Raw genomic sequence first — 13,891 nt, 5'->3', positions numbered from 1 at the left:
GACAGTCAATCGCCCCTCAAAGCTCGTCGACCTTGACGATGCCGTCCTGGATGGCGCGGGCGACCAGAGCGGCCTTGGTCGGCGCCTCCCTGCCGACGTTGGCGTACTTCACCCGGACCCGGTCGAGATACCCGTTGACCGTGCTGACCGTGAGGTTCAGTTTCTGCGCCACCATTTCCTTGGACTCGCAGTGGAACCACTCGAGCAGCACGTCAATCTGGCGCTGTGTCAGATTCGGCCGGTTCGCCCTCGTGTCCGTGCCCAGCGCACCCGACAAGGCAGGCGGCGTGTACGGGGTGTTGCTCGCCGCAGCGTGGATGGCGGCGACGAGGTGGTCCTCTCCCTCGGCCTTGGTGAGGTACGTGAAGGCGCCAATGTCCAGGCACGTCAGCGCCGTCTCGCGGTCCTCGCGCATCGTGTAGACGACCACCTGGCGTCCCGCGTCGACCAGCCGTTTGAGGTCGCCATACGCCGGACCAGTGATGTCCAGCTGCAGGTCGAGGACGACCACGTCAGCCCGGTCGCCAGGGTCCAGCCACGCCACCGACACGCTGGATCCCGAATCCAGCACCTCGATCGGCGGATCGGCGGCCTGACACCAAGCCTTGACTCCCGCGATCACAGCGGGGTGGTCGTCCACCACGACGATGCTCGTCATCCGCGGCCCCTCCAGGTCGCCTGCACCCACAACCGGTCCCCCGCCGTCACGGTCGAAGTGGTGATTTCATCGTTGTCCACAATCGGAACGGCATCCGGCACGGAATCCGCCACCACGCTGACGGTGACTTGCTCCCCCGCGCCAACGACCGTGAGCCGGACGTCGCCACGCGCCGTGGCCAGCACCGCGACAGCGGGTTCGGTGAGCAACCGGCGCATCGCGACAGGCACCGGCGGCCGCTCGCCCCGCTCGGAGAACCGTACCGAGACCCCATTTCGCTCGGCCAGGCCGACACACGCCATCAGTTCGTCCACCAACGGATCAGGACTCACCGTGGCCTCGCCGAAGAGCCTGCGCATCCGCGCGGCCTCAATCGCGCACGCCCGCCGGACAGACTCGTCGCCGGGATCAAACGTCCCGGACGCCAGTCCAGCTAGGACCGGCGCGGTGGTCTCCGCGAGCGCCGCGTACCGGTCCTTGCGATCCTCGTGCAGCTGGCCCGCGACGGCCTCGGTAGTCCGCACCTGCTCCTCCTCACGCGCCACCTTGGCCACCGACATGGCCACCCGGCGTAGCGCGTTGGCGAACAGGATGACCGCGACCTGAAACGCCGCAGAGACCACGGTCGTATTGACGGCGCCCGCGAACGTGACATCCGCCGGGCCGTCGAAAATGGCCAGCCCGAAAGCTGGCAGGTAGTGGGCCGCGAGCAAGCCTGTGAACAGCCAGACCGACCGTCCCATGGTCAGCAGGACCAGTGGCCACCCGACCACGCCGTCCGACCAATGCGCGATCCCCAGTCGGTCATTCGGAGCGACCGTCAACGTGGCCGCGACCGAGGCCACCAGCACGATCGCGACCAACCACCACCGCCACCGCCGCACGATCCGGTCCGAGGCTGCGATCACCGAGACCGCTGTCAGCACGACGACGACCAGGATCTGGACCTCGACCGGCCGGTAGGAATCCCAATGGTTGAACAGCTTCGGCAGCGACAGGCCATAAATGACAACCAGGCTGATCGCGGCCGAGCTCCACCGCATGCCCCGCATGTACTTGGTGGCGACGTCCTCGGCGTGGCCAGGAACGTCGTACTGCTCAGGCGCGTGCATCGGGCCACTCCAGCATGACCTCGGTGCCCTGGCCAGGCGCACTGGTGACAATCGCCTGGCCGCCCAATCGAGCCATGCGCTCGACCAGCGAACCTGTCACTCCATAGCCGTGGCCTGAAGTCTTGGCTGGGTCAAAGCCCTTGCCCCGGTCCAGGATCCGGACCTGCACCACGCCGTGGGCAGTCCGGGAGACGGAGACCTGGGCAACGTCCACATCGGCATGCCGGACGACGTTCGTCAACGCCTCGCGAGCGCCCCGGCACAACGCGACGGCCACCACCGCGGGCAGCATCAACGAGTCCTGCAGGTGCCACTCGATCCGCACCGGAACGTGCTCGACGACGTCACGCAGCATCGGAGTCAGATCGACCTCGCCGTCCGCGGGATCGACATGTCCCTGGATGACCTTGAGATCGCGGGCGGCCTGCTCGGAAAGCCACGTCTCCTGCCGCCTCGCCACACCTGCGCCAACCATGAGCAACGTGGCCGACGCCGTGTCATGCAAGGCCGCAAGGTACTCACGCTCGTCGGCGCGACGTGCGGTCGCGACCGCGGATTCACGCCGGACCCGCTCCCCACGTTCGAACTCGCGATCCGCGGCCCGGCCACCGCGCCGCACCAGGATGTAGAGGCCACGCCCAAGGACCGCTTCGACGGCCATCCATGAACCGATGGGCACGACCACGGTCCAGTCCTGCAGCTTCGCGAGCACCCCGCCGACGAGGTAGGCGGCCAGGATCACCAGCGCGGCCACGGCGCCAACCCACGTGGACGTGTGGAACTGGTACGCCACGACGATGATCGAAGTCGCGACGAGCACCCAGCTCACCCGGTCTGCCTGCATCTCGGGCGCGGCCGTCCACACCTGGGCCAGGCAGACGCCAGTGATCACGAGCAGATCGGCGACGAGTAGCCAGGTTTGCTGACGGCGCAGCATGCGGACGGCAAACAGCACGTTCCACCCGTTGAAGGCAAGAACAACCAAGGTGGCAAGCAGAAAGTCCCGTGGCGTGGTGGTGGCCCACGAGATCAGGCTGCAGAGCGCAGCGACGACAGCACGGATGACCACGGCGTAGAACAGGCCGAGGCGGTTGAGTTCCCGTTCTGCCGGTCCGGTCATGGGCGGCGAATCCAACTGAGCGGCCGACCGCCAACGGAAGGCTGGTCACTCATGCGCGCCACTCTCACTCGCTCATCCTAGTGGTGAGTAAGTCACTGCGACCCCGACGACACTGCCAACGTCAGGCAACGTTTTGCCCCGAAATCCGCGTTCGACCAGGCCAACCGTACACGGCGAACATATAACATCGACCTATCACATCTACCAACATCATGATAGAAACAGGCCATGGCCGTCGCTGATCGACTCGACCTCACCCTGCGGCTGGTACGCGGTGCCGAACGGATCTCGCTGAACGAACTGGCCGCCCGGCTGGGCGTCTCCCTGATGACCGTGCGCCGCGACCTCGACGAACTCCAAGCCAAGGGCCTGGTCCAACGGGTCCGCGGCGGAGCGGTCGCCCTCGCCGCGCCCGCGGAGGAAGCGGGCTTCGCCGCGCGCGAACCATGGCAAGCCGCGATCAAACACCGGATCGGCGCGGCAGCCGCCGAACTGATCGAACCCGGCCAAACCATCCTGCTCGACGCCGGAACGACCACAGCGGCCCTGACAAGCAGCCTCATCGCCCGCGCGCCGCTGACCGTCGCCGTGCTCAGCCTGCAGGCCGCGCAACGCCTCGCCGACCAGCCCGGTATCCGGCTGCTGGTCATCGGCGGCGAATCACGTCCCGGCGAACGCAGTCTCGTCGGCCACATGACGCTGCGGATGCTGGAAGAACTGTGGTTCGACACCTTCGTGATGTCCATCGGCGCCGTACACCGCGAGCTGGGGTGGTCGGAATTCTCGATGGAAGACGCGACTGTGAAGCAGCACGCGCGCTGCCGCGGCAACAAGACGATCGTGGTGGCTGATTCGACCAAGCTCGGCGTACGCGCCTTCGCCCGAGTGGCTGGCCTTGGCGACGTCGACACGTTCGTGACCGACGACCCAGGGCCCGGCCCCGCCATGGAAACCCTGAACGACATCCGCGACGCCGGCGTCGACGTCGTGCTGGCCTGAAGGAGCAGCCATGTCCCTGATGATCCTGGTCGCCGGACCGTACCGATCGGGCACCGGCGATGACCCCGACAAGCTCGCGGCCAACGTCGACACGATGAACCAAGCCGCACTGCGGGTGTTCCGGGCCGGGCACCTGCCAGTCACCGGCGAGGCATTGGCCCTCCCGTTGATCCAACTGGCCGGATCGACCCGAGTCGGCGACGCCGAATTCGACGAGATCTTCCACCCGATAGCCCGCCAGCTGCTGTCCCGATGCGACGCCGTGCTGCGGATCGGCGGGCCGTCGGCAGGGGCTGACGAGATGGTCCAGCAAGCCCGTGCCGAGGGAAAACAGGTCTTCACCAGCGTGGAAGAGCTCCCGGTCTGATGCGCGCCACGCAACCGGACGGGCCGAACGTGCGAGGTCTACGTACCGGATTCCGTAGTGCCACGGATACCCCGAATGGCCGACGCGGAGCAGGATTTCCAATATGAGCGATCGGTCTGCGCCCAACTCGCGGTACAAGAACCACGTCCTCGCGCTCAACCACGCCTTCAACACCGGCGACCTGGCGGGCGTGGATGACCTGCTCACACCCGACTTCGCCGAGCGAGACATGCCGCCCGGCCCGGAGGGATACAAGACCGCGGTCCGGCAGCTGCGTGCAGCGCTGGCCGACCCACGGTCGGAAGTACTCGGCCTCGTCGCCGAAGGGTCCACAGTGGTGCTGCGGGTCCGCCTCACCGGCGTCCACGTAGGCGAGATCGTCGGGGTGGCGCCCACAAGGCGCAAGGTCGACGTCGAGCAGATCCACTTCTACGAAGGCCGCGACGGCAGGCTGGCCACCCATCACTACATCAGGGACGACCTTGCCTTGCTCGACCAACTGGGCGTCCGCTCGGAAGTGCCAGCGACGATGTACCTCCGGCCAGGCCGACCAGCCAAACACGGATACATGACTCGTTTCGCCGGGTGACGAGCGGCCGAGATTACGTGGTGCCACGGATAGCGCGCGTGCACCGCAATAGCCACGATTCGGCCATGGAGAACAAGTGGGGGCTGATCGACGACGTGCCCGTCGAACAGGTGCCGATAGAACTGCGGGTACCGCCGGGTCTCTGGCAGCGCGAGGAGGCGCACATGCCGATGCCCCTCACACCCATGACCGAATCGGTGATGACGGTCGATAGTGCCTTCAAACAGGCCTGCGTTGATCACGGCCTGCTCGTCGAGCCGCACCTGATCTCGATCGGCGGCTGGCACTACTTCTCGATGCAGCCGGTGGGCGGGAAACCGGACGTCCCGCCCCCACCCGGCTGGCTGATGCCGTTGCTGCTTTGGCTGTCCCCAGCGAGCCGCGCCCGGATGCGCCGTTCCAAAGAAGCCGCCCGCAGCCACTACGCGGACGAGCTGATCGACCGCTGGATCACTGAGTGGCAGCCCGAATTCGAACACCGAATCGCTGAACTGCGTGACGCTGACCTGGCAGCGATGGACACCAACCAGCTCATCACCCACTTCGCGGCAGCCCGCAAACTGTCGGACGACGGCACAAGCACCCATTTCCGCGTCAACATCGCGAACTGGCTCGCCCTGGCGGACCTGGCCACGGCCTGTCGCGACTTGCTTGGCTGGCAGCAGAACGACATCGACAATCTCCTAGCCGGACTCTCACCCAGGACCAGCGAACCAGCCAGAAAACTCGCAGCACTCGCCGGCAAAAGCGAAGACTCCCCAGAATTCGCGGAATACGCGCGGCTTTACGGTTGCCGATCGCTCACCGTCGAACTGGCAAACCCGACGATCGCCGAACTCCCTGGCCTAGCCTGGCGCCTGCTCCAAGACCAAGTCGCCCGCGGATACAACCCCACGACCAGCGCGGACGCCCTCGCCCGCAAACGCGCCGAGGCCACCGCCGAAGCCCGCAATTCCTTGCGTGGCCGCGAACTGGCCTGGTTCGAGCGCGCACTCTCGCGCGCCACCAAGGCCTACCCAGTTCGTGAGGACAACGTCTTCTTCACCATCGACAGCCCCACAGCACTGCTCAGGTACGCGGCATTGGAGGTCGGACGGCGCCTGGAACACAACGGCCAAATCGACGCCCAAGCCGACGTGTTCTTCCTCAGCGCCGACGAAGCCCTCGCCGCACTGCAAGACGGCTCCGGCACGCAAACACTTGTCGTTCTGCGCAAAGGGGAACGCGAGTGGACCCTCGCCAACCCAGGACCGTCAAGCTACGGCCAAGACCACGGCCACCCCGACACACGGTGGCTTCGCTCAGATCTGCGTACCAGCACCGACGCCATCATCTGGGCGGCCGATCGCGTGCTGGCGCCAAAACTCAGCAACAGGGTCGCTGACCCGAAAACCTCAGCGCTGACTGGCATTTCCGGCTCAGCAGGCCGATACCGGGGCGTCGCAAAGGTCATCAAGTCGGACGACGAGTTCAGCAAGCTGAAGGCCGGTGACGTCCTGGTCTGCCCAACAACCCGGCCATCGTGGTCCATGCTGTTCCCATCAGCCGGCGCGATCGTCACCGACGCAGGCGGTCCGTTGTCGCACCCGGCCATCATCGCCCGCGAATACCGCATCCCCGCGGTAGTCGCAACCGGGTTCGCAACCTCCACTTTGCACGACGGCCAAATGGTCATAGTGGACGGTGTCCGGGGAGTCGTGGAGGTCGAGGCGTGAGCACACCGTACCTCAACCTCACCGACGCGGCAGGCAAAGTCGCCGCCTTCTCCACCGCCGTCCGGCTGGGCCTGCTCGACCGGATCGACCGCGAACCCGCCGACCCAGCCGAGCTCGCCCGCACCTGCGGCGCCACAGAACGCGGCGTACGAGTCGTACTCGCTGCCCTTGCAGAAGGCGGCTTCGTCGAACAACTCCCGGACGGCCGCTACCGCCCGGTGCTGACCGGTCTTGCCGCCCTGCACCCACTCATCCCGTTGTGGGACCACCTTCCCGACGCCGTCCGAACCGGCATCCCCGTCTACGACGCGAACTCCGCATCTCCTGGCAACGCCATCTACCCGCGCACGATGGCGTTCCTCGCCGGCCTCTGGGGCGATGCCGTCGACCAAGCCATCACAACGCTCCCAGCCGCGACCCGAATCCTGGACGTCGGCGCAGGTTCAGAACCGTGGACGATCTCGTATTGCCAGCGGTATCCGGAAAGCCACGTCACCGCGCTGGACCTACCGGAGATCCTGCCCTCGACCCGCCGCGCGATAACTCGAGCCGGCCTGACCGACCGCTACACATTCCTCGCTGGCGACGTCCTCACCACACCCCTTGAACCATGCACCTACGACCTGATTGTCGTGGCGCAAGTGTGCAGCCTCTTCGACCGCTCCAACGGATCCGCGCTGATCAAGCGACTCACTCCAGCATTGGCTGCGGGCGGCGTCCTGGCCATCATCGACACCCTTGCCGGCTCGCCAGGCTCAGCGATGCAAGAGCTGTCGCTGTACCTGCGGACGCAGGCCGGTGCTGTCCACCAACCAGACGCCTACCACGGCTGGCTCGCCGACGCGGGGCTCACCGAGATAACCAGCACCGACCTCCCGACCAAGCTGGCGATCACGGTGCTCACCGGCCGCAAAAGCCAGCAAGTCGCGTCCGTGCACGACCGATAAATCCGGAGGAACACACCAGTGTCGGCAGTCTCGAATCTCAGACGGACCTCCAGCGGATCTAGACCGCGACCGGGAAGGTTTCCCGGTCGGGATAGGTGCGTAGTCCCTACTGCTTGGGTGTCCGCCAGCGAGACGATCCAAGGATGCAGGCCGTGTCAGCCCACCACACGCTTGGTGTGGAACGGAGTCCCGCCGAAAGCGACGGAGACGCCATGACATCGCTGCCACCGGAGAAAGAACTGACAGTCGTCCTCGCGGACGACCACCCGGTAGTTCGTGGCGGGTTGATGGCATTGCTCTCCTCCGTCAAAGGGATCACGGTTGTCGCCGAGGCGACCAACGGCCGCGAGGCCGTTGACGAGACGGTGAAACACCGGCCGGATGTGTTGCTCGTCGACCTCCAGATGCCTGACTTGAACGGAATCGCCGCCACTCGTGAGGTCGTGCAAGCCGCCCCCGAGGTGGCGGTGCTTGTGCTCACGATGTTCCACGACGACGAGTCGGTGGTGTCGGCGATGCGCGCGGGCGTCAGGGGTTACATCCTCAAAGGCGCTGGCCAGGAGGACATTGTCCGTGCAGTACGCGGTGTCGCGGCGGGCGAGGCCATCTTCGGTCAGAACGTGGCGCACCGAGTTCTGGATCTGCTCGCCACACCACGGACTGCTGAACCGTTCCCTGACTTAACCGCACGCGAGCGCGAGGTCCTCGACCTAGTGGCAGCAGGACTCGGCAACGCCGTGATCGCCCGGCAACTGCACTTGGCGCCTAAGACCGTAAGCAACCACATCTCGGCGATCTTCGCCAAGCTGAGGGTCGTGGACCGGGCAGCGGCGATCGTGCGGGCAAGGGAAGCAGGCTTGGGCCGCTAAGCAGCAGGTTCTTCATATGGCTCCGCCACGTTCTGTCGTACCTGTTCTGTGGGCGTCACAAAGATCACGCGACCGGGTTCAGGCTGAGCGAGGACCCAACCTTTCGCCCGCGCGTACATCAACCTGTGTCGCTTGCAGAGCAATAGATAGTCTTGTTCTCGAAGGCGCCTTCGACGACCGTCTTTCTTCTTCGACAGCGTGTACACATCGCACTTTCGTCCGGGCACACGACAGCCGGGCTGTCGGCAGGTGCGGTCCCGCATCTTGATTCGCTCGGCAAGTCCCTGAGACGCGTAGCGATACGGGCTGACATCCAGCACTTTGCCGAAGTCATCGGTGATCAGTCGCCTGAGGACACCGTTCTTGGCGAGAGCACGGCATTGCTCTGCGGTGATGGGGCCGTACTCGGAAAGTTCACCCGGTTGGTTGTTCAATCCGATCAAGGTGGTCAGCGGCACGGTGACGTTGATATTGGCCCGTACTCGTTGCATGTGCTTGCCGACGATGAGATCGAGTAGCACGTCGGCCCTTCGTTGAGCGAGCGTTCGAGTGTCGTCGGGACTCTTTGCCTTGTGAGCAAAGTGATTCAAGACGTCGTACATACTTTCCGCTTCGCTGGCCAGCAACGTCGCGACGATCTTGGCCGAGCCGTCCTCGGCCTTACGTGTCACCACGTCGCGCTGTTCCTGTTTTTGTTTTCGTTTTCGTTCGGCGGCTTCAGGGTCGACCTTCATCGCCTGACGCCGTAGCGCGCGGCGATACTCCTGATAAGTCGCATGTGGCCCATAGGCGAGCACGGCATTCTCCACCTTCAGAGCGTCCTCATCGGACAGTCCTCTGGTGACCTGACAAGTCGCGCGTGTTCGTGCGAAGTCAATGATGCCTTGTTCCAAGGCGTTGAGCGTCGCGGGTAGTCGACGAACTATGTAGTCGGCTTCGAGTATTCGGTTGATGGCAGTCCTTATCGACATGTTCAGGGCAGCGGCGACCTCTTCCGGTGCGCCGTCAGCGAGTTTGATGCCTGGACGGCCAGGCGGCCTGCACTCCACGAACCTCGCGAAGTCGCGGATCTGCGCGGCGTGCCAGCGGGCGATCTGTTGCTCGGCAACGTGAATCGATGCTATTGCCCTGGTATCGGGCTTGGTTTGTTCCATGTGCGCGACAGTAGCGCGGGGGTCTGACAGTTTTGGGTTTCATTGGTGCTCGGCTTGACTGTTCGCTTGTTGTTTCCCTGTTCAGCGCATGGAAAATCACCCCGCCCAAGGACGGGGCGGGGTGATTCTCTGTCCGATCGCCGGCTGGGGGGGGGACGGCAATCGGCAGTCTGTGGTTCAGTTGCCGTCGACCTCGGTCGGTGCGGGAATGTCGATCTTCACCGGAACCCCGTAGTCGTAGAAGTCCCAAGTCATCGATCCGCCCTCGCCGTCACCGGACATCGACATCCAGAACCTGGCGAGCCTTCCCTTGCTGTCGACGAAAAGCTTCATGGCGCTGGACGCGTCGGCGGGAATACCGGACGTGTCCATGTCATCGGCGGGGATCTTGGCCGGATCGACGGTCACGTTGTAGCGGGTTGTGGCCACGCCACGCACGTTCTCTGTGCCATCCGGAGTGACGTCCGCAATCTCCTTGATCTCGTCGATGAACCTCATCGGGTCGCCGCTGACACCCCCGCCTTTGGTTCCACCGCCCAGTTGCCCCAACGAGGCTTCCAGCTGCTTCAAGTCGGTCTTGGACCACCTCGGCGCCGGGCCGCCCTCCGTGGCTGTCCGCATGTAAAGGGCGTCTCCGTCGGAGAGGATGTTCATCGTCATCTTCTTGCCGCCCATGTCCATCACGGACTCGACCTTGGAACGCTTGCTCTTGAAGTCGAACGCGCCCGTGCTGGTCCAGCCGCCAAGTCCGCTCTGTCCCTTGAACTCCAGCTTCGCCTCGACCTTGCAGCTGAGCTCGTCTCGCGTAGTCTTCGCGGCGTTGGCGATCAGTGCTTTCGGATCAGCGTTGACCGGTTGCCCCGCGGCACCAGCGGATAGCGGGCTGCCAGGCACTGCCGCCGTTCCACAACCTGCGAGACCGAGCACACACAACGCGGCTGCGACAATGACGCCGACTCGTGTACGCATGTGCTTAGTCCTCCGTGGCAAGGTGTCTGCGCCGTGTCCCCGACAACGACAACTCTGGAGCATCCGGACACCCAAACGGCAGGGGTCGGGCCCGGGAAAGGGCGGGAAACTGTCCGGACGAGATCGGGACGCCGATCCCAGGACAAATCGGCCGAGACGACGGAGTATTACGTGGTGCCCCCTTCCGTACACCGCTTGACGACCAGCCTGGCTTGGGGGATGTTCGCGGTCGCCGTCGCGGGAATCTCGGTCGCTCTGGTCTTGGCCGCAGCGGAAGGGACGAGTTGGCAACCGGTCGCCGCCAACACGACCATGGGTATCGCCTTGTCAGTGTGTGGTGCTCTGCTCTCCGCGCAACGGCCAACGAACCCGATCGGGTGGTTGTTGCTGACGGCCAGCTGGGCCCAGACAGCCAGTGCGCTCGCACTCCCGCTCGGCGACGTCGTCGGGCAGCAGGCGTGGATCTTGTCCGCTGCCCTGATACTGCCGCTGGCGCTGCTGGTGTTCCCTACTGGGCGATTGCCAGGGCCGTGGTGGGCGGTGCTTGCGTGGGCGCTTGTCGCGGCCACGCCGTTCGTCATCATTGGTTGGCCTGCGGCCAGAATCACCTGGTTGGGTTTGAACGTCGCCGTCTCGGCGTCGTTGGTGCTGCGTTATCACCGCGGCGACGAGGTGCTGCGTCGGCAACTGCTGTGGCTTGTGCTCGCGGTGATCGCGAACGCGTGGGCATTCCTGCCGTGGCTGGTGCGGCTCGGCCCTGGCCTCCTGCTCCTGACATCCATGCTGCTCCCTGTGGCCATCTCGGTCGCGATCCTGCGGTACCGGTTGCTGGATGTCCGGCTTCTGGTTTCCCGGGGCATGCTCTATCTGCTGCTGTCCGTCGGCGTGATCGCGATCTACTCCGGCTTGGTCTTGTTTCTCGGCCAGGACTTGAACCTTGAGACTCACCTGGGTGCGGCGGCGCTCGTCGCTGTCGCCGTGGCTTTGTTGTTCAACCCGGTCAGGGTCCGGCTGCAGCGGGTACTCGACCGCGCGCTCTATGGACACCGTCGTGACCCTGTTCGAGCGTTGAGCCAGCTGAGTGCACGTCTAGACGCCGAAATGGGCTCGTTGGACGACCTGCTCACTGCCGTCCGCGATGCGTTGCAGCTTCCGTATGTGGCATTCAGGTTGCAGGGCCGGGAAGTCGCGGCGTCTGGGTCCGCGGCCAGCGTGCTGGAAGTGGTTCCGTTGGCAGCGTCGGGGGCGGCGAGCGGCGAACTTGTCATTGGTGTCCGTCCAGGCCAGAACCGGTTGGGTGGCCAGGACATGCACGTACTGTCCGTCCTGGCGATTCCGCTCGGCGTCGCGCTGCGGGCGACGATGCTGTCCGAGGAACTTCAGCAGTCACGCGAGCGGATTGTCGCCGCGCGCGAGGAAGAACGGCGCCGCCTGCGTCGCGACCTGCACGACGGGCTAGGACCGACGTTGAGCGGCGTCGCGTACGCGACGGACGCCGCCAGGAACCTGGCTCGGTCAGACCCGGATACCGCGGTGGACCTCCTGGTGCGCCTGCGTGGCGACATCGGCGACGCGATCATCGAGATCCGCCGCCTGGTCGAAGGGCTCCGGCCACCCGCGTTGGACGAGCTCGGGCTGGTCGGCGCACTGCACCGGGAGGCGGAGCGGCTGTCTTATCAGGAAGGCGGGCGTCCGTTGACGGTCAGCGTCGACGCGCCGTCTGACATGCCGGAGCTGCCCGCAGCCGTCGAGGTCGCCGCCTACCGGATCAGCGCGGAGGCTCTCAACAACGCGGCCAAGCATTCAGGTGCCGAAAACGTCCGGGTGCGGATCACTGTCGGCGAGGAGCTTCACATTCTCGTGCGAGACGACGGCAGGCCTGGCCCGAACGGCTGGTCACCGGGCGTCGGAATGGCCTCGATGTCCGAACGTGCGGCGGAGGTCGGTGGCCGCTGCGAAGCCCGGCCTGGCCCGGATGGCGGAACCGTTGAAGCTGTGCTGCCACTAAAGCCTTGGTGAGATCACGCGATAGTGCGTGGTGAGCCGGTGATCGTCATCGAGGATGTGGAAGGCGATCGAGGGCGGCGCATCGAGATCGACGATCTTGTCGGTCTCCCATGGCAGCATCAGGGTCGACACGACACCTGGCGCGACGAGCAGCGGCAATCCTGTGAACGTGGTGGTCGCGCCGGTGTGCGCGTGTCCACAGAGAACCGCGACGACGTTGGGATACCGCATGATCAAGGCAGCTAGTCGTTCTTCGCCGTGTTGCTTGATGCCGTCGACGAATGGCACGTGCAGCACCACTGGCGGGTGGTGGAAGCACACGAACACCGGGGTGTCATCGGCTTCGATGAGCACAGTCTCCAGCCAGGTCAGTGTTTCCTCTGCGAGGAATCCGTCCGAACGGCCAGGAATGCTGGAGTCGCACATGGCGAACACAGCATCGCCGACCCGGTGCACCCGGTTGATTGGCTCGTCGCTGGCGCTCTCGCCGAGCAGAATTTCGCGGTATGGGCCGCGTGAGTCGTGGTTACCCGGGCAATGCAAGAGCGTTCGTGGCCCCGAGAACAACTTGGCGACTGTCTCGTACTCTTCGGCCAGTCCATGGTCCGCGAGATCGCCAGTCACCAGGATCGCGTCGATCTCGCCGGGCAGCCCTTTGAGGTAGTCGAAGACTCGGGCGGCGCGCTCGATGCTTCGCGGTTCGCTGTCGATATGGATGTCGCTCACGTGGGCCAGTACAAGCATGAGAGTCCCCCGTTCGCCACGGCCTCGCGCCGAGAACGACCGTATTGCGTACGCTGCCCATGCGCCACCATGTTCTTTCGCTGGTCAGCGCCGTGGCTCACTCAGTGCGCCAAACTCGGACCACGATCAGCGGGTCGGCAGGAGCTCGCCGACCAGATCCTGGGTCTTGGTCTGTCGGCGCCCCCACAGTACGAACAGAACACCGATGGCGAGCGCGACGCCTAGTGGAATGAGCTGGCTGAGTGTGTACGAAAGACGTTCGCCTGCGAACGCGGTCGGCAAGGAGTCATCGGGGTTTCCCTCTGTGCCGAACCAGCCGACACCGAGTCCTGGCCAAATCAATGTGGCGACGGTGAATGCGACAAGAAGAGTCGGCAGCATCGTCACGACTGTCGCCGTGCCCCATCCGCCAGGGACGCGGAACGGGCGAGGAACATCGGGCAGCTTCTTGCGCAGCACCAACAGGGAGGGGAATGTGACCACATAGGAGATGAACGTCATCGAGATGGTCAGGCCAAGTCCCGCCGCGAAGTACTTCTCCGACGAACCGCCGGTGAGGCTCAGTGCGAGCACCATGGTCACCGATGCCAGGACACCTGAGAGGGCATCTGATCTTGGTTGGGGCGATATGTCTGTGTCGG

Annotated in this window: 14 protein-coding genes; 7 read left to right on the top strand and 7 right to left on the bottom strand. The window is 65.0% G+C overall.

Annotation, left to right across the window (positions count from 1 at the left end):
• Positions 1 to 16: 16 nt before the first annotated feature.
• The 3 genes from LWC34_RS28695 to LWC34_RS28685 are packed head-to-tail and all read right to left on the bottom strand — an operon-like array spanning position 17 to position 2,890.
• Positions 17 to 658, bottom strand: a complete 642-nt coding sequence (locus tag LWC34_RS28695; protein WP_233728213.1) for a response regulator transcription factor — start codon at positions 656 to 658, stop codon at positions 17 to 19.
• Positions 655 to 1,770, bottom strand: a complete 1,116-nt coding sequence (locus LWC34_RS28690; protein ID WP_233728212.1) for a hypothetical protein — start codon at positions 1,768 to 1,770, stop codon at positions 655 to 657. Before LWC34_RS28690 ends, LWC34_RS28695 begins: the two co-directional genes overlap by 4 nt.
• Positions 1,757 to 2,890: a sensor histidine kinase gene (locus tag LWC34_RS28685; RefSeq protein ID WP_233728211.1), complete on the bottom strand. Its 1,134-nt coding sequence runs from the start codon at positions 2,888 to 2,890 to the stop codon at positions 1,757 to 1,759. Before LWC34_RS28685 ends, LWC34_RS28690 begins: the two co-directional genes overlap by 14 nt.
• 228 nt (positions 2,891 to 3,118) lie before the next feature.
• On the opposite strand from LWC34_RS28685, the gene LWC34_RS28680 reads away from it, so the two are divergent.
• The 6 genes from LWC34_RS28680 to LWC34_RS28655 all read left to right on the top strand — a co-directional run bounded on the left by LWC34_RS28680 (position 3,119) and on the right by LWC34_RS28655 (position 8,376).
• Positions 3,119 to 3,889 carry a DeoR/GlpR family DNA-binding transcription regulator gene (locus tag LWC34_RS28680; protein WP_233728210.1) on the top strand — a complete coding sequence of 257 codons (771 nt, stop codon included), beginning with the start codon at positions 3,119 to 3,121 and terminating at the stop codon, positions 3,887 to 3,889.
• A gap of 10 nt (positions 3,890 to 3,899) precedes the next feature.
• Positions 3,900 to 4,256 carry a DUF4406 domain-containing protein gene (locus tag LWC34_RS28675; RefSeq protein ID WP_233728209.1) on the top strand — a complete coding sequence of 119 codons (357 nt, stop codon included), beginning with the start codon at positions 3,900 to 3,902 and terminating at the stop codon, positions 4,254 to 4,256.
• 103 nt (positions 4,257 to 4,359) lie between these two features.
• The gene (locus LWC34_RS28670; RefSeq protein WP_233728208.1) at positions 4,360 to 4,845 is read left to right on the top strand and encodes an ester cyclase; all 486 of its coding nucleotides are present in this window, start codon (positions 4,360 to 4,362) and stop codon (positions 4,843 to 4,845) included.
• A gap of 65 nt (positions 4,846 to 4,910) precedes the next feature.
• Positions 4,911 to 6,560, top strand: coding sequence for a PEP-utilizing enzyme (locus tag LWC34_RS28665; protein WP_233728207.1), 1,650 nt, complete (start codon positions 4,911 to 4,913; stop codon positions 6,558 to 6,560).
• Positions 6,557 to 7,507, top strand: coding sequence for a methyltransferase (locus tag LWC34_RS28660; RefSeq protein ID WP_233728206.1), 951 nt, complete (start codon positions 6,557 to 6,559; stop codon positions 7,505 to 7,507). Before LWC34_RS28665 ends, LWC34_RS28660 begins: the two co-directional genes overlap by 4 nt.
• 212 nt (positions 7,508 to 7,719) lie before the next feature.
• Positions 7,720 to 8,376, top strand: coding sequence for a response regulator (locus LWC34_RS28655; protein WP_233728205.1), 657 nt, complete (start codon positions 7,720 to 7,722; stop codon positions 8,374 to 8,376).
• Here LWC34_RS28655 and LWC34_RS28650 read toward each other — a convergent pair.
• Complete coding sequence (locus LWC34_RS28650) at positions 8,373 to 9,530, bottom strand: DUF222 domain-containing protein (protein WP_233728204.1); 1,158 nt, start codon at positions 9,528 to 9,530, stop codon at positions 8,373 to 8,375. The two genes, LWC34_RS28655 and LWC34_RS28650, sit on opposite strands and share 4 nt — an antisense overlap.
• Before the next feature lie 177 nt (positions 9,531 to 9,707).
• Positions 9,708 to 10,499, bottom strand: a complete 792-nt coding sequence (locus LWC34_RS28645; protein WP_233728203.1) for an SCO4651 family lipoprotein — start codon at positions 10,497 to 10,499, stop codon at positions 9,708 to 9,710.
• A gap of 195 nt (positions 10,500 to 10,694) precedes the next feature.
• On the opposite strand from LWC34_RS28645, the gene LWC34_RS28640 reads away from it, so the two are divergent.
• On the top strand, positions 10,695 to 12,518 hold the full coding sequence (locus LWC34_RS28640; protein ID WP_233728202.1) for a sensor histidine kinase: 1,824 nt from the start codon (positions 10,695 to 10,697) through the stop codon (positions 12,516 to 12,518).
• Here LWC34_RS28640 and LWC34_RS28635 read toward each other — a convergent pair.
• Together LWC34_RS28635 and LWC34_RS28630 are read right to left on the bottom strand one after the other, a co-directional pair.
• Complete coding sequence (locus tag LWC34_RS28635; protein WP_308200144.1) at positions 12,504 to 13,232, bottom strand: metallophosphoesterase; 729 nt, start codon at positions 13,230 to 13,232, stop codon at positions 12,504 to 12,506. The two genes, LWC34_RS28640 and LWC34_RS28635, sit on opposite strands and share 15 nt — an antisense overlap.
• 144 nt (positions 13,233 to 13,376) lie before the next feature.
• Positions 13,377 to 13,832 (bottom strand): hypothetical protein, encoded by a 456-nt coding sequence (locus tag LWC34_RS28630; protein ID WP_233728200.1) that lies wholly within the window; start codon positions 13,830 to 13,832, stop codon positions 13,377 to 13,379.
• Positions 13,833 to 13,891 lie beyond the last annotated feature (59 nt).

Origin of the sequence: Kibdelosporangium philippinense, from assembly GCF_021390435.2 — a bacterium.
Lineage (GTDB): Bacteria > Actinomycetota > Actinomycetes > Mycobacteriales > Pseudonocardiaceae > Kibdelosporangium > Kibdelosporangium philippinense.
Note: the sequence above shows the minus strand (reverse complement) of the source record. Positions and strands in the feature narration are given on the sequence as shown.